The 20,280-nt window shown below is 72.2% G+C and carries 22 protein-coding genes; 11 read left to right on the top strand and 11 right to left on the bottom strand.

Annotation, left to right across the window (positions count from 1 at the left end; all coding sequences use genetic code 11):
- The first annotated feature begins 581 nt into the window (after positions 1-581).
- Positions 582-950, top strand: a complete 369-nt coding sequence (locus tag ADL15_RS36440) for a hypothetical protein (protein WP_157441819.1) — start codon at positions 582-584, stop codon at positions 948-950.
- Here ADL15_RS36440 and ADL15_RS36445 read toward each other — a convergent pair.
- From ADL15_RS36445 to ADL15_RS36475, 7 genes are read right to left on the bottom strand one after another with little or no spacing between them, the layout of a single operon-like run.
- Positions 941-1,750: a hypothetical protein gene (locus ADL15_RS36445; RefSeq protein ID WP_067701076.1), complete on the bottom strand. Its 810-nt coding sequence runs from the start codon at positions 1,748-1,750 to the stop codon at positions 941-943. The two genes, ADL15_RS36440 and ADL15_RS36445, sit on opposite strands and share 10 nt — an antisense overlap.
- Positions 1,747-2,844, bottom strand: a complete 1,098-nt coding sequence (locus ADL15_RS36450) for a glycosyltransferase family 4 protein (protein WP_067701078.1) — start codon at positions 2,842-2,844, stop codon at positions 1,747-1,749. Before ADL15_RS36450 ends, ADL15_RS36445 begins: the two co-directional genes overlap by 4 nt.
- Entirely contained in the window at positions 2,844-3,182 is a 339-nt protein-coding gene (locus ADL15_RS36455; RefSeq protein ID WP_067701082.1) for a hypothetical protein, read from the bottom strand. The genes ADL15_RS36450 and ADL15_RS36455 overlap by 1 nt, the downstream gene beginning before the upstream one ends.
- Positions 3,179-3,913, bottom strand: a complete 735-nt coding sequence (locus tag ADL15_RS36460; protein ID WP_067701085.1) for a hypothetical protein — start codon at positions 3,911-3,913, stop codon at positions 3,179-3,181. Before ADL15_RS36460 ends, ADL15_RS36455 begins: the two co-directional genes overlap by 4 nt.
- 12 nt (positions 3,914-3,925) lie before the next feature.
- Positions 3,926-5,077 carry a glycosyltransferase gene (locus tag ADL15_RS36465; RefSeq protein ID WP_067701088.1) on the bottom strand — a complete coding sequence of 384 codons (1,152 nt, stop codon included), beginning with the start codon at positions 5,075-5,077 and terminating at the stop codon, positions 3,926-3,928.
- Complete coding sequence (locus ADL15_RS36470) at positions 5,070-5,993, bottom strand: NAD-dependent epimerase/dehydratase family protein (protein WP_067701239.1); 924 nt, start codon at positions 5,991-5,993, stop codon at positions 5,070-5,072. The genes ADL15_RS36465 and ADL15_RS36470 overlap by 8 nt, the downstream gene beginning before the upstream one ends.
- 15 nt (positions 5,994-6,008) lie before the next feature.
- Positions 6,009-7,949: a methyl-accepting chemotaxis protein gene (locus tag ADL15_RS36475; RefSeq protein WP_067701091.1), complete on the bottom strand. Its 1,941-nt coding sequence runs from the start codon at positions 7,947-7,949 to the stop codon at positions 6,009-6,011.
- A 177-nt stretch (positions 7,950-8,126) separates the two neighbouring features.
- Between ADL15_RS36475 and ADL15_RS36480 the strand changes: the two genes are divergently transcribed.
- Positions 8,127-8,894 carry a cutinase family protein gene (locus tag ADL15_RS36480; RefSeq protein ID WP_083972224.1) on the top strand — a complete coding sequence of 256 codons (768 nt, stop codon included), beginning with the start codon at positions 8,127-8,129 and terminating at the stop codon, positions 8,892-8,894.
- Positions 8,895-8,915: 21 nt separating this feature from the next.
- Here the strand turns inward: ADL15_RS36480 and ADL15_RS36485 are convergent, their stop codons facing one another.
- Positions 8,916-9,587, bottom strand: a complete 672-nt coding sequence (locus ADL15_RS36485) for a TetR/AcrR family transcriptional regulator (RefSeq protein ID WP_067701097.1) — start codon at positions 9,585-9,587, stop codon at positions 8,916-8,918.
- Between the two features lie 11 nt (positions 9,588-9,598).
- Positions 9,599-10,429, bottom strand: coding sequence for an oxidoreductase (locus ADL15_RS36490; protein ID WP_067701100.1), 831 nt, complete (start codon positions 10,427-10,429; stop codon positions 9,599-9,601).
- Between the two features lie 78 nt (positions 10,430-10,507).
- On the opposite strand from ADL15_RS36490, the gene ADL15_RS57200 reads away from it, so the two are divergent.
- The gene (locus tag ADL15_RS57200; protein WP_198171159.1) at positions 10,508-10,675 is read left to right on the top strand and encodes a hypothetical protein; all 168 of its coding nucleotides are present in this window, start codon (positions 10,508-10,510) and stop codon (positions 10,673-10,675) included.
- A 143-nt stretch (positions 10,676-10,818) separates the two neighbouring features.
- Here the strand turns inward: ADL15_RS57200 and ADL15_RS36495 are convergent, their stop codons facing one another.
- The gene (locus tag ADL15_RS36495; RefSeq protein WP_067701103.1) at positions 10,819-12,234 is read right to left on the bottom strand and encodes an SMP-30/gluconolactonase/LRE family protein; all 1,416 of its coding nucleotides are present in this window, start codon (positions 12,232-12,234) and stop codon (positions 10,819-10,821) included.
- A 316-nt stretch (positions 12,235-12,550) separates the two neighbouring features.
- Here ADL15_RS36495 and ADL15_RS36500 point away from each other — a divergent pair, with 316 nt between their 5' ends.
- The 4 genes from ADL15_RS36500 to ADL15_RS36515 all read left to right on the top strand — a co-directional run bounded on the left by ADL15_RS36500 (position 12,551) and on the right by ADL15_RS36515 (position 16,645).
- A complete protein-coding gene (locus ADL15_RS36500; protein WP_198171160.1) occupies positions 12,551-13,060 on the top strand; it encodes a Uma2 family endonuclease in 510 nt (169 codons plus the stop codon).
- A gap of 77 nt (positions 13,061-13,137) precedes the next feature.
- The gene (locus ADL15_RS36505) at positions 13,138-14,451 is read left to right on the top strand and encodes an aminotransferase class I/II-fold pyridoxal phosphate-dependent enzyme (RefSeq protein WP_067701109.1); all 1,314 of its coding nucleotides are present in this window, start codon (positions 13,138-13,140) and stop codon (positions 14,449-14,451) included.
- Positions 14,448-15,344: a dihydrodipicolinate synthase family protein gene (locus ADL15_RS36510; protein WP_232344765.1), complete on the top strand. Its 897-nt coding sequence runs from the start codon at positions 14,448-14,450 to the stop codon at positions 15,342-15,344. The genes ADL15_RS36505 and ADL15_RS36510 overlap by 4 nt, the downstream gene beginning before the upstream one ends.
- The gene (locus ADL15_RS36515; protein WP_198171161.1) at positions 15,341-16,645 is read left to right on the top strand and encodes an MFS transporter; all 1,305 of its coding nucleotides are present in this window, start codon (positions 15,341-15,343) and stop codon (positions 16,643-16,645) included. The genes ADL15_RS36510 and ADL15_RS36515 overlap by 4 nt, the downstream gene beginning before the upstream one ends.
- Here ADL15_RS36515 and ADL15_RS36520 read toward each other — a convergent pair.
- Positions 16,615-17,130: a hypothetical protein gene (locus tag ADL15_RS36520; RefSeq protein ID WP_067701115.1), complete on the bottom strand. Its 516-nt coding sequence runs from the start codon at positions 17,128-17,130 to the stop codon at positions 16,615-16,617. The two genes, ADL15_RS36515 and ADL15_RS36520, sit on opposite strands and share 31 nt — an antisense overlap.
- 170 nt (positions 17,131-17,300) lie before the next feature.
- Here ADL15_RS36520 and ADL15_RS36525 point away from each other — a divergent pair, with 170 nt between their 5' ends.
- From ADL15_RS36525 to ADL15_RS36540, 4 genes are all read left to right on the top strand, one after another.
- Entirely contained in the window at positions 17,301-18,128 is an 828-nt protein-coding gene (locus ADL15_RS36525; RefSeq protein WP_067701118.1) for a hypothetical protein, read from the top strand.
- Between the two features lie 18 nt (positions 18,129-18,146).
- Positions 18,147-18,947 (top strand): class I SAM-dependent methyltransferase, encoded by an 801-nt coding sequence (locus ADL15_RS36530; RefSeq protein ID WP_067701121.1) that lies wholly within the window; start codon positions 18,147-18,149, stop codon positions 18,945-18,947.
- Positions 18,948-18,956: 9 nt separating this feature from the next.
- On the top strand, positions 18,957-19,424 hold the full coding sequence (locus tag ADL15_RS36535) for a hypothetical protein (RefSeq protein ID WP_067701245.1): 468 nt from the start codon (positions 18,957-18,959) through the stop codon (positions 19,422-19,424).
- Positions 19,425-19,511: 87 nt separating this feature from the next.
- Complete coding sequence (locus ADL15_RS36540) at positions 19,512-19,748, top strand: hypothetical protein (RefSeq protein ID WP_232344766.1); 237 nt, start codon at positions 19,512-19,514, stop codon at positions 19,746-19,748.
- The last annotated feature ends 532 nt before the right edge of the window (positions 19,749-20,280 follow it).

Raw genomic sequence — 20,280 nt, forward strand, 5'->3', positions numbered from 1 at the left:
CTCCAACGCCAAGCGCGGACCCCTGCCGCCCCACCAAACGCCGAACGCGGACTGCCACCGCCCCACCGGCATCGATCACCCACGCCGACCGTTACAACAACACCGAGCGACCGGACATCCCGGCCCGCAACAACACCCCTACCCACCCGCACCCGAACATCGGGAACCACCCAAAGGCCGCAGAGCCCCACCGAGATCAAAATAGGCTGATCGGCATTGCACGGTCCCCGGCTGGCGCTCAGGGGTGCCTCCGGGCCCTCGAGACACCCCCCACGACCAGCCAAGCCGAGCGGGCTGGCGCTCAGAGGTACCTCCGGGCCCTCCAGACACCCCCCACGACCAGCCCACGGCCCCGGGCTGGCGCTCAGAGGTACCTCCGGGCCCTCCAGACACCCCCCACGACCAGCCCACGGCCCCGGGCTGGCGCTCAGAGGTGCCTCCGGCTCTCGAGGCACCCCTGAGCGCCAGCCGAGCTGGGGCGGCTGGTGCTGGGGGCTGCCTCCGGGCTCTCGAGACAGCCGCCAGTGCCAGCCGCGGTGCTCTGCGGCGTACTGAAAGGGGGTTGCTGGGGGTTGTTAGAAATGATCTTTGTGGATGCTTCGGGGGACGGGCGTTATCGGCGGGTGGTGCTGGTCGGGCTCGGGTGGCACGGGGCGGTGGTGGCGCCGTTTTTGATCAACACGTGGCGGCCGCTCGAGGACACGTCGTGTGCGGACGCGGCGAGTTTTTGTTTCACCGCGCGGGACGGCGCCCAGCTTCTGCTCATCCTGGTCGGCGTGTTCCTGGGCGGATCTGCGCTGCTCACGCTGCTGGTGGCGTGGCCGCTGTCGCGCCGGATCCCGTCGGGGTTCCTGGCCGGGACCCTCGCCGCGGTGGCCGGAGCGGTGGTCGCGGCGACCCTGATCGCGGTTTTCGGCGGGTTCGTGTATCTGCAGAACCGCTACGGCTGAGGTGACACGGCGCGGGCGCGGGCGGCTCGGGTGAACTGGTCGTCCCAGCGGCGCGGGAACGGCAGCATCCGGTGCTTGGCGCGCCACGGCCGCATCTGGCGCACCGCGTTGAACCCGGCCGCCGTGATCACCCGCTCGGCCCGCTCGAACAGCGGCCACGCCGGGAACGGGTCGATGTGCGCGACACCGTCCGGTAGCCCGACCGGACGGTGCGGGGCAGCGAGGACCAGCCGCGGCCGGCGACCTTCCGCGGCGGCGCACTCCCCCGCGTACGAAATAAGCTCGTGAATCTCCGCCGCGGGCCCGGAGTGCAGAATCAGCCAGGACCCGGCAGCGTCCGGGCGTGCCTCCGCAGCCGGATCGGCCAGGTCCAGCGGCTGGACCGCGGTCGAGACCCGCGACAGATGCGCGCTGTGCGCGGCGGTCGGCTCCTCCACCGTCCATGTCTGGTCGAAGAGGATCGGCGACGGCGGGAGCACCTGCCGGTACGCGTCCCAGCGCAGCAGCCGCGCCAGGTGCACGGTCCGGGTGCCGGGTGGCACGCACCCCGCGTCCAGCTCCCCGTTGATCCCCGCCGGGAACGCGTCCACCACCAGCACCTCCGGCCGCAGCTCGGCCAGCACCTCGGCCGGCGACCCGGGTGCCTGCAGCAGCCGGTGCGGGCCCAGCACCCGCGGGTCCGCGGTGAACGGCGAACCGCTCAGCACCGTCGCCGGCTCGTCGGCGTGGACGGTGTGCAGGTACGCCCGGATCCTGGTCAGGTGCCCGAGCCCGCCGCCCTGCGCGTAGCAGACGATCACCGGGTGGCGGCCAGCACCGTCAGGTACCCGTCGGTCTCGGACGCCACGCCGAAGCGCTCCCGGACCCGGGTGGCAGCGGCCGCACCGAGCGCCGCAAGCTGATCATCTTCGGCCAGCGCGGCCCGGTGCACGGCCGCCCGGCAGGCGTGCGGGTCCCCGGCCGGGAAGCGGAAGCCGATATCGTCGTCGACCAGGTCGGCGAGCCCACCGGCGTCCGAGGCCAGGATCGGGATGCCCAGCGCGGCCGCCTCGAGCGCGACGTTGGGCAGCCCGTCGTAGAACGACGGCAGCGCCACCAGGTCACACGCCGCGTAGACGCCGAGCAGCTGATAGCGGTCCTGGAACGGCAACCCGGTGTACACGAGCGACGGGTGCCCGGCAAGCCACTCGTCCAGCCCGGGTTCCAGCTCCCCGGCCAGCACGATGTGGAACCGCGAAGCGTGCCCACCGGCGACGACCGCCTCGAGGAGCAGCCGGACGCCCTTCTTGTTCTTCAGCTGACCGATCATGCCGAGCGTGCGGCGGCCCGGCGCGACGTGTTCAGCGCGCCACGCCGCCGCCTTCTGCCGCTCGGACGGCAGCACCTGCCACTCGGTCATGTCGATGCCGTTCGCCACCCAGGTGACCGGGGTGGACGGGGCGAGCGCGGCGACCAGCGGCGCCGTCGAGGCGGCGACCACGCAGACGGCCGCGGACGCCCGCAGCGCCTCGAGCACCACCGGCTGGCGGCGCAGCGAGAACATCCCGGTGTCGAAGTCGTTGCCGCGCAGCAGGGTGATCAGCGGCAGCCCGGCCCACGCGGCGTAGACCGGCGCGGACAGCAGCGGGTACGTCCCGCCGAACGCGACCACGTGGGTGTACCGGTCGGCGACCGGCGCCAGGGTGGTCCAGAACTGCCGCAGCGCGTGCTCCGGATCGTCGCCGAGCGGCACGGTGCGCACCCCGGCGCCGCGCGGCGCGAGGTCCCGGCGGGTCAGGTGCACCACGTCCACCGTGACGCCGGCCTGCTGCAACCCGCGCACGATCCGGTCGCAGGAGTTCGCCATGCCGCCCGGGCTGGGTGGGTAGTTCTCGGTCACCCAGAGCAGACGCATCAGCTGTCCACCAGCGCGTCGTCACCGTCGTCCCGGAAGTCCTGGTTCCCGGCGGCGTCCGGGTCGAACGCGGCCCGGTCGTACGCGTCGAAGCTGGTGTACCAGCCGTAGTCGCTGTACTCGGTGGCGCTGCGGTGCCGGTAGGCCCGGCGCCGGTGTGCGGCCGCCGCGGCCGGGTGCCCCACCTGGTTGCGGGCGGCCGCGCACTCCGGGCACAGCCCGCCCTCGGTCACGTGGTCGGCGCAGAGCGCCCGGCCGCACGACGGGCAGCCGGCGATCGCCATCTGGCCGCACTTGCCGAGCGTGAAGAAGCCGGTGGTCACCGCACAGGGCGTCATGCGTTTCCTCGTTGTCCGGTGCTGGTCCGCGGCGTCCAGCGGAACGGTTCGGTGGCCACGCTCAGGATCCGGTCGAGCTGTTCCTGCCCCGACTGCGGCATCCGGGTGAGCTTGGCCGCGGCGAGCACGCTGCGGCGCTGCCCCTCCCGTACGAAAGTGCCGATCCAACCCGGGGGCCGGGAGACCGGAACCGAACCGGCCTCCTCTTTCGGCAGCCGCCGGCGGACCTTGATGATCTGGACGACCTTGCTCTTCCGCTTGGTCTTGATCTTGCCGCGCGGGTTGCGCTTGGAGATCCGGCGGGTGCGCTCGCGGTCGACGACGAGCAGTTCCAGGATGCTGCCGTCGCGCAGTTCGGCGCGCAGCCGCAACCACGGATCGATCGACCAGGTCTCGGTGGCCGACCGGATCGGTTTGCGCACCGGCAGGTCGCGGGGCTTGCCGGTCTTGCCGGGGGCGTCGCGGCCGCGCAGGTCCGCGGTGATCGTGAGCGTGCCCTTCGGGTCGAGGTCCGCGCCGACCTCGACGATCAGCGGCACGAGCACGTCGAGGGTGCGCGGCGGCAGCGCCCACTTGGACCGCTGGACCAGCTCGGCGTGGCGGAACAAACTGCTGGTCAGCGCGGTCCAGCCGGCCGCCGGCAGGGTCGCCGTGAAGACGCGCTCGTGGATGAGCGCCTGGTGTGACGGGTGGAACCCCGCGATTGCGGCCTTCTGCCGGCGCCAGAACATGATCGGACCGTATCAGCGGAGGTCGAGGCCGTGATAGACGGCAGCCAAGCGGGTTCGGGCGTGCGTCCAGGTGTACCCGTTCTCGACGTGTTCGCGGGCTTGCCTCCCCAGATCGGCGCAGAGATCCGGGTATTCCAGCAGCACCCGGACGGCGCGGGCCAGCTCGGCCGGGCGGTCCGGCGGGACGAGCCGGCCGTGCTCGCCGAGCACCTCGCGGATCACCGGCAGGTCGGAGGCGACCACCGCGGTGCCGGCCGCCATCGACTCCCACACCTTGATCGGGCTGCAGCCCTGGTCCAGGTTGCGCGGCGACGCGGTCAGCGGCGCGACCGACAGCTCGGCGTGCGCGAGCCACGCGGCCACCTCGGCGTGCGGCAGGGTGTGCTGCCAGAGCACCCGGCCGGCGAGCCCGAGCCGCTCGGCGAGCCGGCGCAGCGCCCGGGACCGGGACGGCACCACCGACGAGCAGATCACCAGCGACAGGTCGGACAGGTCGGCGAGCCGGGCGAACGCGCGCAGCAGCACGTCGATGCCCTGCCACGGTTGCAGGGCGCCGACGTAGATCAGGTACCGGCCCGGGGCGTCCGGCGGGCGCGGCACGTCGGCCGGCACCGGGTCCGCGCCGTTCGGGACCAGGTGTACGCGCTCGGCCGCGACGCCGCGCGCGGTGACGGCCCGCGCGATGACCTGCGACGGGACCACGACCGCGTCCGCCTTGAGCAGGCACTCGCGCTCCAGGTCGGCGATCTTGGCGAGGGTGCTGGGTGCGGCCAGGGGCCAGGTGTACGGCAGCTCGATCGACGGCAGCCCGTTCGCCTCGTAGACCAGCCGGCTGCCGAGCGACAGGGCCGGCAGCGCGCCCCACGGGTCCCGCACGTGGCACACCTCGAGGGTGTCGCGGTGCGCGGCGAGCCGGTCGGCGACCCAGGCGGAGAACGCCTCGGCCCGGTCCAGCCAGTTCGGCACCACGGCGTCGAACCGGACGATCTCGACGTCGCCCTCGCGCTGGTAGGTGGGCAGGCCACCGCCGCCGAGCACGCAGAGCAGGCCGCCGCCGTACCGGTCGAACAGCTCGGCGGCCATGTGCCGGATGTGCACCGCGGAGCCCTTGGTGGAGGGGAACCTGTCGAACGCGACGTAGGCGGCGCGGTGTCCGTCAGCCATGTGCGACCTTCCGTCGTGCCCGGTGCCAGCTGATCTGGTGGGCCAGGCCCTCGTCGAGGCTCGTCCGGGCGGTCCAGCCGAGCAGCGCGGCGGCGCGGTCGGTGCCGGCCCAGGTGCGGGTCACGTCGCCGGGCGCGGCGTCCTTGGCGACGGTCGGCGGCCTCGTGCCGAGCAGCGTGCCGATCCGGTCCAGGGCGTCGCGGACGCCGACGGTGTGCGGGTTCCCGATGTTGAGGACGGTCCCGGCCGGCAGCGGGACCTGCGCCGCGCGGATGGTCGCGGCCACCACGTCGCCGACGTAGGTGAACGATCGGCTCTGCCGGCCGTCGCCGTAGAGCGGTGCGGGCGAGCCGTCCAGGGCCGCCTCGATGAACCGGTGGAACGCCATGTCCGGCCGCTGCCGCGGACCGTAGACCGAGAAATACCGCAGGATCACCGCAGCGCCGTTTGCTTGCGCGAGCTGTTCGGCCAGGGCTTTTGATGCAGCGTACGGACTGAGCGGATCGATCCGGTCCTCCTCGGCGCACGGACGCTCGGCGCTGCCGTAGACCGACGAGCTGGACGCCAGCACGAACCGCGCCCCGCGGCACGCGGCGAGCAGCCGTTCCGTCGCGATCACGTTGTCCCGGTGGGTGTCGGCCGCGCCGGGCCCGAACGAGCTGCGCACCCCGGGCCGCCCGGCCAGGTGCAGCACCACGTCCGCGCCGCCCAGCCGGGAAAGATCGTCGGCGGCGAGATCGATCTCGGTCACCGCGATACCGGCCTGGGCGAGCTCGGCGCGGTTGGCCAGTGCCGCCTCGCGGGAGCCGGCCCGCTCCACCGCGTCCACGGCCAGCACGTCGTGCCCGCCGGCGACGAGCGCCTGCACGAGATGGCTGCCGATGAACCCCGCCGCCCCGGTGACCACTGCCCGCACCACCGGCACTCTACGTCAGTACCGGAAGGACCCCACCAGGGTGCGCAGCCGGTCGGAGAGGTCGGCCAGCTGGGCGGCGGCCTGCTGGGTCTCGGCGGCGCTGCTCGTGGTGTGCGTGGCAGCGTCGGCCACCCCGGCGATCACGTCGGCGATCTCGCGGGAGCCCTGTGCCACGTCGCCGACCGAGCGGCTCATCTCGTTGGTGGTCGCGGTCTGCTCCTCGACCGCGCTGGCGATCGTCGTCGAGTAGCCGCTGATCTGGCTGATCACGCCGGTGATCGCGGCGATCGCGGCGACCGCCTCGGCGGTGGCCGTCTTGATCGTGCCGATCCGGCCGCTGATGTCCTCGGTGGCCCGGGCGGTCTCCTGGGCCAGCTCCTTGACCTCGCTGGCCACCACCGCGAAGCCCTTGCCCGACTCGCCGGCCCGGGCCGCCTCGATGGTGGCGTTCAGGGCCAGCAGGTTCGTCTGCTCGGCGATCGACGTGATCGCTTTGAGGACCGCGCCGATCTGTTCGCTGGACTCGCCGAGCCGGGCCATCGTCTCGCCGGTGCGGTGCGCGGTCTCCACGGCGGTCGCGGTGACCCGGGCCGCCTCGGCGGCGTTCTCGGCGATCTCCCGGATCGAGGCGCCCATCTCGCCGGCGCCGGCCGCGACCGCTTCGACGTTGGTGGTCACCCGGCCGGCCGAGTCGGTGACCAGCGAGGCCTGCTCGGCCGAGCTGCGGGCGCTGCCGGCCAGCCGGCCGGACACGTCGGTGATGCCGCGGCTGACCACGCTGAGGTCGTCGGCCGCGCCGGCGATGCCCCGGACGGTGCCGGCCACCTTGAGCACGAACCGGTTGAACGCCATGCCGAGCTGCCCGATCTCGTGGTGCGGCGACTCGTCGACCCGCTGGGTCAGGTCGCCGTCGCCGTCGGCGATGCCGGCCATCCGGTCGCGCAGCCCGTTGATCGGCGCGACGATCGCCCGGGCCAGCAGCAGCGCGGCCAGCATGCTGACGGCGAGCGCGATCAGGGCCAGCACCAGGGCCAGGTTGCGCAGCCGGTGCGCCGGGGCGAGCACGGTACTCTCCGGGATCGTCACGACCAGCGCCCAGGTGGTCTTCGCGCCGATCGCCACCGGCGTGGCCAGCCGCAGCTGGGACGAGCCGACCGTACGGGTGGTCGTGCCGCCCTTGACCGCCTGCTGGGCGAGGGCGCCGAGCGCGCCGCCGAGGGGTTTGGTGAGCTTGTCGGCAGGTCCGCCGGCGACCACGTTCCCGGCCGCGCTGACCAGGGTCGCCGAGCCGGTGCCGAACGGCTTCATCGCGCTGACCAGGGTGCTCAGCGAGTCGAGGGTGACGTCGACCCCGGCCAGTCCGGCGAACCCGCCGCCGCGCACGATCGGGGTCTCCGCCGAGGTCATCAGCGTCTGCTTGCCGTCGACCTCGTACGAGTAGGGTTCGAGAACCGTCTCCTGGCCGGTCTTCTTCGGGTCCTCGTACCAGGCGCTGTTCGCCGGGTCGTCCAGCCCGACGATCGGTTCCACCGCGACGCCGCCCGCCCCGGTCCGATGCCAGTAGGGGATGTACCGCCCGGTCTTGTCGGAGGTGGTCGTCGCCCGGGTGCGCGCGTCCCGCCCGTCGAAGAGGTTCGGCTCCCAGACCGCCCAGGCGGCCATGTACTCGGGGTGCGCGGTCAGCACGTCGCTCAGCACCTGGTTCGCCAGCGGGCGCGACGGGTCACGCTGAGCGATCGCCGCCAGGGTGGTGGCGAGGTCGCGGGTGCTGGTGAACGCGGTGTCGAACCGCCGCGCGACCTGTGCCGCGTTCGCCTCCGCCTCGTGGCCGGCGTCCGAGAAGGCCGCCTCCTTGAGCCGGCTGGACGCGCCGACAACCAGCACGCTGACCAGCACCGCCACCGAGATGACAAGAAGCGTGGCGACGCTGAGCACGAGCTTCGTACGAATGGTCATCCGATGCATGACGCCCCCTCACTCCCCTGATCGGCGCGATCACGGATTGTGTGAGCCACGGCAAAAATCCCGGCGGAAAAGAAAAACCCGTTCGGGATTCAACCCTTCCGACCCCGGTCGCGTAACTCAGGGCAACGTATTTGCACATTGAGTGCGAATAGATGGAGAGGGGTGTCTATGTCTCCGAGGGGGTACATCACACGTCGTGCCGGCCGGACGTCGGTGCGCAAGCGGCTCGCGCTGGGCGGAGCGGTCGCCGCCGTGACGGTCGGCGCGCTGCTCGTCGTGCAGAACAGCTTCGCGGCCACCATCCCGTCCCGGGCCAAGGCCACGGCCGCCAGCTGCCCGGCCGTGCAGATCTTCGTCACCCGCGCGTCCACCGAGGCGCCCGGCACCGGCATCATCGGCTCGCTCGCGACGGCGGTCACCCGGGGCAGCACCCAGAAGATCGCGGTCGAGGCGACCGATTACCCGGCGCTGCTCAACCCGTACCAGCCGTCGGTGGCGGCCGGCACCCGGGCGCTCACCGAGCAGCTGACCGACGAGGTCGCGGCCTGCCCGGGCACGAAGATCGTGATGATGGGCTACTCGCAGGGCGCGCACGTGATCGGCGACGTGCTGGCCGGCACCGGGCGTGCGGCCGGGTTCACCCGGTTCGCCGCGGTGTCGACGGCGATCTCCGATCACGTGGCGGCGGTGGTCCTGATGGGCGACCCGCGCTTCGTGCCGGGCAAGTCGTTCAACGCCGGCACCTCCCGGACCAAGGGCCGGTTCGCCCGGGGCGAGGACGCGTCGCTGGACGCGTTCGCGGCACGCACCCAGTCGTTCTGCGACACCGGTGACACGTTCTGCGCCAGCGGGGCGAGCATCGCGGTCCACCTCGGCTACACCCGCAAGTACAACGCCGTCGCCTCGAAGTTCGTCCTCTCCAGGATCGGCGGCTGACAGCAGGTGCGGCGCCGGAGGTCACGTCTCCGGCGTCGCACCGTTCGCTCCGTGCAGCAGACCGCTCAGGGTGATCCGTAGCGCCCGGCCCAGCCGGGCCGGGAAATCCACGCGGGACCGCTGCAGGCGAGGGTCGCGGAGCGCCTCGACGACCGAGGGCGAGGGATTGGCGTACGGCCAGAGCCCCGCCGTGAGCAGGATCGTCATCGCCACGAACTCCCGCGCGTCGGCCTCGCCGAGGCCCGGGATCCGCTCGGCCAGCACCCCGGCCAGCCGGCCCTGCAACGCACCGTGCGTCAGCTTGAACTCCAGCACGGCCGCGGCGGAGATGTTGCGCTCGAGTTCACTGCCGAGCGAGCTCCACAGTTCACAGACCAGCGGCCGCCGCCCGAGCGACACCGCCAGCGCGTCCACCACCACCGACGGCTCCGCCTGTGGCAACTCCCCCGGCAGCTCGCCCAGCCAGTCGTCGATCGCCTGGTTGAGCAGCGCGAAGAAGACCGCCTCCCGGGTCTCGTAGTACCGCACCACGTTGGTCTTCGACAGCCCCACCCGGCGGGCCAGCTCCCGCAGGCTGATCTCGCTGAGCGGCATCTCGGCGAGCAGCTCGGCCGCCACGGCCAGGATCGCGCGCCGGCGGGCCTCCCGCTGCTCGGGACTGCGGGCACGCTGGAAGTCCAGGTCAGAGCTCATCGAGCGTCAGGCTACCCCGCGTACGAAATGGATTCGCTCACCGCGCGCCACCGCTCGTCGGACGCTGCGAGACCGGCAGCTTGGGCAGCGGCGACCGCGACCGCGTCGGTGCCGAGCAGCAGGTGCACCGGCGGCTCGGGGTCGGCGGCCAGGTCGATCAGCACCCGGGCCACCCGGGCCGGGTCACCGGACTGCGTGCCGTCGGCCGCGGCCATCCGGGCCACCACCGGCTCGATCACCGGCCGGTAGGCGTCGCTGACCGGGTGGGTGGCCATCGACGCGCCGGCCCAGTCGGTGCGCATCCCGCCGGGCTCGGCGACGGTCACCCGGATCCCGAACGGCGCCACCTCCTTCGCGAGCACCTCGGAGAACCCGCCGACCGCCCACTTGGCCGCCTGGTACGCCCCGAGCCCCGGCATGCCGACCCGGCCGCCGACCGAGGAGATCTGGATGATCCGCCCGCCGCCCTGCGCGCGTATGACCGGCAGCGCGGCCCGGGTCACGTGCACGACGCCGAAGAAGTTGACGTCGATCTGCGCACGGAACTCCTCCTCGGGCACGTCCTCGATCGAGGCGACGTCGGCATACCCGGCGTTGTTGACCAGCACGTCGAGGCGCCCGAAGGCCTCCAGCGCGACGGCCACCGCGGCCCGCCCGGCGGCCGGGTCGGTCACGTCGAGCGCGACCGCGCGGACCTGGTCGCCGTACTTCCCGACCAGGCCGTCGAGCTGTTCGGGCCGGCGGGCGGTGGCCACCAGGCGGTGACCGGCGGTCAGGACCGACTCGGCGAGCTGCCGCCCGAGACCACGCGAACTGCCGGTGATCAGCCAAACCTGCTGCATGACGTCTCCCTCGATAAATAAGGGGCCAGCGGCCTCTTATGATTCGACATTAAGAGGCCACTGGCCCTTTAGCAACCGATGCGACGCGGATCTCAGCTGGCTTCCCGGGGTGCCTCCGGGCGCCGGAGGCACCCCGGACAGCCAGCCGGGATCGCCCCCGGCGATGACGGCAACGACCAGCTCTCCGGCGGCCCCGGCACGGACATCCTCGACGGCGGCTCCGGCACCAACCGCATCTGGCAGTAAGTGCCACGTGCGCGGGGCGCGGCCCGGGACCGGCCGCGCCCCGCGTCCGCGGTGCCTAGGAGTGGGTCCAGTTCTGGTTGGCGATCACTGCGGCGGTCCATGACTCCCGGTGTCTCATGGCTCTCCTCGGAGGACGAGAATTTTCAGTACGGCGAGCCGGGGATGTTCAGCCGCACGCTGTAGAGGCCGTAGTTGCCGGTGTCGCCACCCGACGACGGGGAACCGGACGTGATGAACAGCGTCCTGCCGTCCGGGCCGCCGAACGCCGCGTTGGTGGCGTTGCGACCGGCCGTGATCGTGCCCAGCGACTGCCCGCCCGGCGCGTACACGTGGACCTTGCCGTCGCTGAAGGTCACCTGGTAGACGTTGCCCGCGCAGTCGATCGTGCCGCCGTCGGTGCCGGCCAGGGACACGAAGTCGGCGCGAACACCGGTGCTGCCGTCGGCCGCGACCGGATAGCGGTAGACCTTGCCGGTGGCGTTGCCGCCGACGTAGAGCCACTTCGCGTCCGGTGACAGCTCGATGCCGTTCGGCTCGCGGATCGTGTCGTCGATCAGCGTGACCACGCCGTTCTTCACCCGGAAGACGCTGGTCTTGCCGGCCATCTCGTCGGCCCGGTTCGCCCGCTGGAAGTCCGGGTCGGTGAAGTAGACGGTGTCGTCCGGCCCGATCGTGAGATCATTCGGCGAGTTGAAGCGCCGGCCCTGGTAGTTCGCGGCGAGCACCCCGCGCGCGCCGGTGCGCAGATCGAACGTGGACACGCTGCGCTGATCGTGGGTGGCCGCGACGAGCTGGGTGCCGTCGCGGCTGATCGCCAGGCCGTTGCTGCCAGCACCGGTCAGGAACGTGCTGAACGCGCCGGTCGCCGGGGTGTAGGTCAGGATGTCCGAGGACTGCACGTTCTCCGGGCCGCTGCCGTCGTGCATGTCGGTCAGCTTGAGGGTCAGCGTGGCGGCGTCCCAGGCCGGCCCTTCCAGGAAGTTGAACCCGTCCCGGATCTTCGTGGCCGCCACGGTGGTGGCCGGCAGCGGGCTCCCGGTGGGTGTGCCGGCCGGGCACTGGCCGCCGGTCGGCGGGTTGCTCGGCCCGGCCGGCAGGGTCCACAGCTGGTTCGCGCCGGTGCCGCACGTCCAGATCTGCAGTACCGTGCCGTTCGCGCTGCTGCGTCCGGCCGCGTCCAGGCACTTGCCGGACCCCGCGTTGACCAGACGGCCGGCCGAGGCGGTCCAGCGCTGCGCCGCTGAGCCGTTGCAGTCGTAGAGCTGCACGGCCGCGCCGTCGGCGGTCGAGGCGGCGGCCACGTCGAGACACCGGCCGAGCGCGCCGACCGTGCCGTCGTCACCGGCGGTCCAGCGCTGGGCGGCGCCGCCGGTGCAGGTCCAGAGCTGGATCCGGACACCGTTGGCGCTCCGGCCGTCGGTGACGTCGAGACACTTGCCACCGATCCCGGTAATCGGCCCGTCGGTGGCGGCCACCGCGGCGGTGCCGATCCCGATGGCGGCGACGACCAGGGCGGCGACGGCGAGCAGCCGCCGGCGCAGTGGGGGAAACGTGTTCATGGAGCTCCTTGCGGGGGGAGGGAGCCGACCGGATGAAACAACTTGAAACATTGTTAACTGTTCGGGGCTCTCATGAGAGCGCGGCCACCAAAGCTCCGTCAAGGTGTCCGGTGTGCCGGAAATCGGCGCCCTCACCCGGGTGCCAGGTGAGCGGCCAGCCGAGGCACTGAAACGCCGCATGAAACAAGGCGCTGGTCTCGCCTGGAGGTCCGGCGCGCAGGTATTTTGGACACGACAGACGGGCCGCGCATGGCTTCGGATCGCAGAGGGGGCACGGGTGAGCGCTCAAGCCTTTGGCGCGAGGATGCCGACACACGTGACCTTGAACGACGTCGCGATCATGGCTGCGGCCGACGAGAACCACCGGTACGAGTTGAGTCCGGAGGGAGTGCTGTCGGTCATGCCCCCCGCTGACCCGGAACACGCACTGCTGGTGATGCGCATGATTTTCTGGCTCGCCGGCCACGGCTTCGCAGCCGAACAGATCGCCGCCGACTGCGGCATCGACATCGGCGGCGGCCGGGTCCCGGACCTGACAGTGTGGGCGAAAGGCCTGCCGCCGCGCCCTGCCCGCTCCAGTTACGCAGGCACGTCCGGTCTCCTCCTCGCTGTCGAAGTGGTCTCCAGCGGGTTCGAGATCACTGACCGGATCACGAAGAAGGCCGAATATGCGAAGGCCGGCATCCCGCAGTATTGGATCGTTGAACGCGACGGCGGAGCGACCGTGCACCGGCACCGCCTGAACGAAGCCGCGGAGTACCAGCCGGACCCCGCTGGGCCTCAACCACTCACCTGGCTTCTCGCCTCCACCCCTGACATCGAATAACTCGCCCGGCTCCACGGGTCCGAAGGAATTCCCACGCCCGGTTCTTTTGTCCTAGGACATAACTGTAGGGTGGGCGCGTGCTCATCCAAGGGGAGACCGCCGCGGACATCGCCGACTCCGTGCGGGGCCTGGTGCAGCGCGGTGAGCTGGCCGTCGGCGCGTCGCTGCCGCCGATGCGGGTGCTCGCCGCGCAGCTGGGCGTCAACCGCAACACCGTCGCTGCCGCGTATGCGCTGCTCGCCGCGGCCGGCATCGTCGACGCCCGCGGCCGGGCCGGCACCACGATCCTCGGCCTTCCCCAGGTCGGCGGCGAGGGCGAGGGGGCGCCGGACCGCGGCGAGGCCGAAAGCGCGCCGCTCACGGTGAATCTGGCCTCCGGCAACCCCGACCCCGCACTGTTGCCGGATTGGTCCAGGTCGTTCGCCGGATACACCCACATTTTGTACGGTGAGCAGCCCCTCCACCCGCGCCTGCACGACTGGGCGGAGCGCACCCTCCCGCCCGGGCCGACCCCGGGACAGGTGACCGTGACCAGCGGGGCGGTGGACGCGCTCGAACGGCTCCTCGCCGCGCACCTGATGCGCGGCGACGCGGTCGCCCTGGAGGATCCCGGGTTCTTCCTCTCGGTCGGCACGCTGCGCGTCGGCGGCTACCGCGCGGTGAGCCTGGAGGTCGACCCGCAGGGTGTCACCGTCGACTCGCTGCGGGACGCGCTCGCCGCCGGGGTCCGCGCGGTGGTCTGCACGATGCGCGCGCAGAACCCGACCGGCGCGAGCCTGAGCGCCGAGCGCGCCGAGCACCTGCGCGCCCTGCTCGCCGAGCACCCGGACGTGCTCGTCGTCGAGGACGACCACTTCTCCGCGATCGCGGTGACCCCGTACCGCACGGTCATTCCGGCGGGCACGGCACGCTGGGCGATCGTACGATCGATGTCGAAGTTTCTCGGTCCTGACCTGCGCCTCGCGGTGCTTCGCGCGGACGCCGGCACCACCGCCCGCCTGGCGACCCGGCTCGGCCGGCCGTCGTGGGTCAGCCACCTGCTGCAGCACATCGGCGCGGAACTTCTCACGTCCCCGGCGGCCCAGGAGCGGCTGGCCGAGGCGGCGGCCGTCTACCCGAGCCGGCGGGCGCTGCTCGTCGACGCGCTCGCCGCGCAGGGCATCGCGGTGTTCCCGGCTGCCGACGGCTTCAACGTGTGGATCCCGCTCCCGCACGACGAACACCGGGTCGTGACCGGTCTGGCCCAGGCGGGCTGGGCGGTCCGGGCCGGCTCCGCATACGGCGGCGCGCCGTCACGTCCCCCGGCGATCCGGGTCACCACCGCGACGCTCACCGCCGGGCAGGCTGCTGGGCTAGCCACCGCCCTCCACCCCCTCCTGAAAGGGAAATGATCATTTTCACCGGTCTCAGCGCCTTCCCGCTCACCCCGCTCGCCGCGGACGGCTCCGTCGACGAGAAAGCGTTCATCACGCTGGTCCAGCGCCTGGTGGCAGCGGGTGTCGACTCGATCTCACCGCTCGGCTCCACCGGGTCCTACGCCTACCTGAGCCGGGAGGAGCGCGCCCGGGTGGCCCGGCTGGCCGTCGAGCACGCCGCCGGCGTCCCGGTCATGGTGGGCATCGGCGCCACCCGTACCCGGGAGGTCCTCGCCGTCGCCGAGGACGCGCAGGCCGCGGGCGTGTCAGCGGTCCTGCTCGCCCCGGTGTCCTATCAGCCGCTGACCGAGGACGACGTGCTCGGGCTCTACGAGGACGTCACCCGGGAGTTGTCGGTGCCGCTGGCCGTTTATGACAACCCGGGCACGACGCGGTTCACGTTCACCGACGAGCTCTACCAGGCCGTCGCGGCGCTGCCGCAGGTCGCTTCGATCAAGATCCCTGGGTCGTCGGGTCTCACGTCGGCGCGTGTCGAGGAGCTGCGCAAGATGCTGCCGGGGCACCTCTCGCTCGGGGTGTCCGGGGACGGATTCGGTGCTGCCGGGCTGAGCGCCGGGTGCGACGCCTGGTACAGCTCGATCGGCGGCACGCTGCCGGGACCGGTGGTGGCGATCACCCGGGCGGTGCAGTCGGGTGACCTCGCCGGGGCGGCGGCCGAGTCGGCGCGGTTGCAGCCGTTGTGGGACCTGTTCGGCAAGCACCGCGGAGCCCTGCGGGTGATCGGGACGATCGCGGAGCATCTGGGGCTGGTGAGCGCGCCGTCGCTGCCGCGCCCGATCCGCGGCCTGTCCGGCGCCGACCGGGCCGAGGTGATCGCGATCGTCACGCGGCTGGGCTTGACCGAATGAGTTCAGTCCGGCGTGGAGCGGGCGTCGCGGGCCCAGCGGCTTCTCCTGGCGGCGCTGCCCTCAGCGTCGCTTCCCCAGGCGTCGCTTCCTCCGGCGGCACGGCTCGTCCGGGCGGCGCGGGTGCGGGTGGGCTCGCCCGCTACCTGGCCGCGGCCACGCTCGCCCGCGCCGCGGACGGTGGTGCGGTGGTGGCGATCGTCCTGTTGGTCACCACCAGCGGCGGCCCAGGCTGGCTGGCCGGGCTGCTCGGCGCCGCCATCACGGCACCGCACCTGGCCGGCCCGTTCATCGCCCGGCCCCTCGACACCGCCCGCGACGGGCGCACCGTGATCGCGGTCGCCTGCCTGGTGCACGGCGTGACCCTGGCCGCGGCGGTGCTGCTCTACCCGTACGCCTGGCCGCTGGTCACGGCGGTCCTGCTGGCCGCGTCCGGGCTGGTCGGGCCGCTGCTGACCGGCGGGATCAGCAGCCGGCTGCCGGGCATCGCCGGACCGGACCGGCGCAGTCAGCGCCGCGCGCAGGGCTGGGACGTCGCCACCTACGGCATCGCGGGCACGGTCGGGCCGTCCGTGGTCGCCGCCGTCGCGGCGTGGGCCTCCCCCACCGTCGCGGCGCTGGTCCTGGCCGTCGCGGTGATCGCCGCCGCGGGCCTGATCCGGCTGCTGCCCTACGCGCCGCCGGCCGCGACCCGGGCGCAGGCACCGCACCCGGCTCGCACGCTCGGGCTGATGCTGTCCACCGGACCGCTGCGCCGCACCCTGTATCTCACGATGAGCGTCGCGCTGTCGGTCCAGGTGCTGCCGGTGGTCGCGGTCGCCTCCACCGGCACGCTCGGCGTGGGTGCCGCTGCCGCCGGCGTTCTGACCGCGGCGTACGGCGTGGGCGGCCTCGCCGCCTCCATGCTGATCATGCTCCGTCCGCTGCCCGGCGACGCGGACCGGGCCATGACGATCCTCGCGGTCACCGTGGCAGCGGCCCTCACCCTGGTCGCGGTCACCACGACGTTCGGCGCGGCGGTGGCCGCTTATGCCGTCACCGGCGTACTCAACAGTTATTTTTTCGCCGCGACCCTCGCGGCCCGCAGCGAATACGCCCCCGCCACCGCCCGCGGTCAGGTGTTCGTCTGGATCGGCGCACTGAAGATCTCGGCCGGCTCGGCCGGCACCGCCCTGGCCGGCACGCTGATCGGCGCCGGCGCCCACCTGCCCCTGCTCCTCGCGGTCACCGCCACCACGATCGCGGCCGCGGTCTCCCTGGCCGACCGCAGCGCTCAGAGGCCGCGCTTCTGGTTCCAGTCGTAGACGTACCAGGCGTAGATCAGGTTGCCGATGCCGTAGGTGAGCACGAACAGCAGGATGTGCAGGCCGACCGAGTTGTGTTTGCGCAGGCTGTAGCCGCCGGCGAAGGCCGCCGCGTGCACGTTGTTCTGGATCACGATCTGGGGCGGGTAGGCCGGCGGGTATCCCGGGCCCTGCGGGTAGGGCTGGCCCTGGGGGTAGTGCTGACCCGGCGGATACGCCTGGTTCTGCGGGTACGGCTGGCCCGGCGGGTAGGCAGGGGCCGGCGGGGCGCTGTACTGGGGCGGGTACTGCTCCGTCTGGTAGCCGGGCGCGGCCGGGTAGGCCGGCGGGTAACCGGGCTGGCCGGCTACCGGCGGATACCCGGGCTGGCCGGGCGGCGCCGGCGGGTAGGCGGCCGGGTACCCGGGGGCCTGCTGATAGGCCGGCGGGTATTCGTTGTGCGGCGAGTAGCCACCGAAGGACGGCTGGTCGGCAGGGTGTGACACGGTGGCACTCCAGACGAATCTTTTCGGGTGAAGAAGCAGACTAATTGATCGTCAGGATTGCCCATGGTCCCCCGGACGGTTGATTCGCCCGGTCGAACAGCCGGGGACCTCCGTCCACTGTCGCTGCGTCAGTGGTGTATTCAGGAGTTTTCCACCGGGGGACGGGAACCGTGATCAACCCACTGCACGACGACGCCCGGTCGGCCTGGGCGTACCGGCGGTACCTGGCCGGCCGCGAGCCGGGCCCGATCCACCCGGCCGTGGGCGCGGGCATCCTGGCGCAGCTGCTCCCGGGCGACCACGTGGAGCTGATCGCGGACACGGTCTCGCAGCGCACCCTCGAGCCGCTGACCGGTGTGTCCCGCCGTGACCGGCCGTTGGACCTGGCCGTTCGTACGCTGAGGGCTTGGTTCTTGGTCGACCGGAACACCGGAGGCATCGCGGTTCTCCCGGGCGCGCCGACCTCGCTGGGCTACACCAGTGGCGCGGACGCGCCCTGGGAGGTGACCGGCTGGACGAACGCGCACTATGCGGTCGACGGCCGCCACTTCTACTTCAAGGTCTTCCTGGACAGCCTGGACGCGCCCGAGGTCGAGGTGCTGGCCGGCGGCGCGGGCGGGCAGATCATGCGCCTGCCGGAGAACCCGGCCGTGCCGTCACCCCCGGCTCCCGACCTGCCGCCGGACGAGGTCGCCACCTACGTGCAGGAGGTCCGGCAGCGGGTGACCGACGCGTTCACCTCCACCGGCGTCGACCGGGCCCGCTCCCGCGAGCTGTACCCCGGTCAGCACACCCGGCTGCGCGGCTACCTGACCCGGGCGGTCGAGAACCTCACCGACCCGGAGGCCGCCGCCTCGGCCCGCTCGGCGGTCATCTTCCACCACCACACCGAGCTGCTGGCCGCTGTCTACTTCCGCGAGCTGGGCCTGCCCTATCCCCCGGACGCGCCGCCCACCGGCACGCAAAAGCCTGAAACCCTCGACGACTACTACCGCTGAACGGTATAAACAGCCACCGTGACCGACGCCGGCCGAGAGATGCTGCGCACCACGTTCGGCCAGGACGCCGAACTCTACGATCGTTGCCGTCCCGGCTATCCGCCCCAGCTGTTCGCCGACCTCGCGACGCTCGCCGGCCTCGGCCCGGACACTCAGGTGCTGGAGATCGGGTGCGGCACCGGGCAGGCGACCCTGCCCGTGGCACAACTCGGATGCAGCGTCGTCGCGATGGACCTCAGCCCCGAGATGGCCGCCGTCGCCGGGCGCAACCTCGCACCGTTCCCGAAGGTCACCGTCGTCGCCGCCGCGTTCGAGGACTGGCAGTCCCCGGACGGAACGTTCGACGCGGTGCTCTCCGCGACCGCGTTCCACTGGCTCGACCCCGGCATTCGGATGATCAAGGCGGCTGACCTGTTGCGGCCCGGTGGAACCCTCGGCATCGTCTCGACCCATCACATCGCCGGCGGGACGGACGCGTTCTTCGCCGACGCGCAACGCTGCTACGAGCGCTTCGACCCCGCAACACCGCCCGGCATGCGCCTGACCACCGATGACGAGACCGCGGAAGAGGCCGCGGAATTCGAGCGGTCCGCGCGCTTCGGGCCGATCACATTCCGACGGTACGAGTGGCAGCAGGCCTACACGGCCCCCGAGTACCGGAACCTGCTCATGACCTATTCCGGTCATCGGGCCATGGCACCCCAGGCCCGCAGTGACCTGTTCGCGTGCCTCAGCCACCTGATCGACGACGTCTACGGCGGAGTGATCACCAAGCAGTTCCGGACGAGGCTCGCCATCGCGCACCAGACGGCTCCCTAGGATGCGGTGGTGCGATACGACGAACTCGAAGCGGCAATCGTCCGGCTGGTTCGGGATGCCGGCGAGGACAACCTCCGGACCTTCGGCGCCGAGACCGTCGTCCGGCTGGTGCGCGACGAAGCGGCGCTCGACCCCGCCGACCAGGATCAGCTCGACCCGGACGCGGCCGCCGCGCTCGGTGCCGCCTGCGAGAACGTGCTGACCGCCGGCCCGGCCGAGCTGCGCGCGCAGCTGACCCGCATCGACGACGGCATCCTGGCCGACGGCGACATGGACCCGGAACTCTTGAGCGTCATCACCGCGCTCGAGCACTGGACGACGTACCTGGAGACCGGTTTGCGCGGGGAGCTCTACGAGCTGGCGATCCGCTCCATCGAGCAGGTCGACTTCCAGGTGTCGGCCGACCTCGGCGACTTCCTCGCCGAGCCGGAGATGGCCGCCGAGTACGCCCGCATCACACGTTTGCTGACGGCGTAGATGGCACTGCTGGTGGAGGTTCACGTTCCGCTGACCCCTACACCGGGCCTGCCGCCCGGGGAGTATCCGTTTCCCTGGATCGAACAGGTGGAGGATTTCCTGGTCGACCTGGAGGAGGAGGGCGCGGCCGAGTCGTGTGACGAGGGGACCACGTTCGGGGACTACTTCGTGTTCTTCCTGGTCGGGGCGACCGAGGCCGGGTTGTTAGCCGCAAGCTCCCGGGTGGCGGCGCTCAAGGGTGTGCCAGCCGGGTCGTTCGCCCTGGTCACCGACACCGAAGCCCCCGAGATGGGCACCGGCCGCCGGGTCGGCCTGCCCCTCTGAGCAGGATGCCCCGGCCCGGACTCGCCGCGCGCGACCCCGTTGGCGACCTCAAGTTCGGAACGTCACGGTGACTGCCGCCGGGTGCGCGGTTCGAGGGCGGTGGTGGCCCGCGGTCGGCTGGTGCTCAGGGGTGTCTCGATGGGCTTGAGGCACCCCTGAGCACCAGCTCGCGCGGCACAGCTGGTGCTCAGGGGTGCCTCGAGGGCCGGGAGACACCCCTGAGCACCAGCCAGAACCGGAACGCGCGTCGGGCCGGGGAGCACGCCGCGACCGTCGTCGTTCACGCCTGGGGTGGTGACGACTGCACCCCGGCACTGAGCCGGCAAGCGCGAGCCGATACGCCTGCGCCAGGTTTGATCGTGGAGGGTCCTGCCGTCTGCTGCCTTTCACAGCCGTGGACCGGAATGTCCGCGCGGGCCAGACGGGTCCGGCCTCCCAACACCCCATCAAGATCAACTTATGCTGAGTGGCATTGCCGGATCCTCCGCTGGCTCTGGCAGCCGTTATACGTCTGGCCCAGGCTGGGCGGGCC

This window comes from Actinoplanes awajinensis subsp. mycoplanecinus (genome assembly GCF_001509495.1).
GTDB lineage: Bacteria > Actinomycetota > Actinomycetes > Mycobacteriales > Micromonosporaceae > Actinoplanes > Actinoplanes palleronii.

Bases quoted from the DNA above. Each gene is read 5' to 3' on its own strand.
- ADL15_RS36495 (WP_067701103.1), bottom strand. From the start codon at position 12,234: ATGAACACGTTTCCCCCACTGCGCCGGCGGCTGCTCGCCGTCGCCGCC.
- ADL15_RS36485 (WP_067701097.1), bottom strand. From the start codon at position 9,587: ATGAGCTCTGACCTGGACTTCCAGCGTGCCCGCAGTCCCGAGCAGCGG.
- ADL15_RS57200 (WP_198171159.1), top strand. From the start codon at position 10,508: ATGCGACGCGGATCTCAGCTGGCTTCCCGGGGTGCCTCCGGGCGCCGG.
- ADL15_RS36465 (WP_067701088.1), bottom strand. From the start codon at position 5,077: ATGGCTGACGGACACCGCGCCGCCTACGTCGCGTTCGACAGGTTCCCC.
- ADL15_RS36515 (WP_198171161.1), top strand. From the start codon at position 15,341: ATGAGTTCAGTCCGGCGTGGAGCGGGCGTCGCGGGCCCAGCGGCTTCT.
- ADL15_RS36440 (WP_157441819.1), top strand. From the start codon at position 582: ATGATCTTTGTGGATGCTTCGGGGGACGGGCGTTATCGGCGGGTGGTG.
- ADL15_RS36510 (WP_232344765.1), top strand. From the start codon at position 14,448: ATGATCATTTTCACCGGTCTCAGCGCCTTCCCGCTCACCCCGCTCGCC.
- ADL15_RS36480 (WP_083972224.1), top strand. From the start codon at position 8,127: ATGTCTCCGAGGGGGTACATCACACGTCGTGCCGGCCGGACGTCGGTG.
- ADL15_RS36490 (WP_067701100.1), bottom strand. From the start codon at position 10,429: ATGCAGCAGGTTTGGCTGATCACCGGCAGTTCGCGTGGTCTCGGGCGG.
- ADL15_RS36450 (WP_067701078.1), bottom strand. From the start codon at position 2,844: ATGCGTCTGCTCTGGGTGACCGAGAACTACCCACCCAGCCCGGGCGGC.
- ADL15_RS36460 (WP_067701085.1), bottom strand. From the start codon at position 3,913: ATGTTCTGGCGCCGGCAGAAGGCCGCAATCGCGGGGTTCCACCCGTCA.
- ADL15_RS36475 (WP_067701091.1), bottom strand. From the start codon at position 7,949: ATGACCATTCGTACGAAGCTCGTGCTCAGCGTCGCCACGCTTCTTGTC.
- ADL15_RS36455 (WP_067701082.1), bottom strand. From the start codon at position 3,182: ATGACGCCCTGTGCGGTGACCACCGGCTTCTTCACGCTCGGCAAGTGC.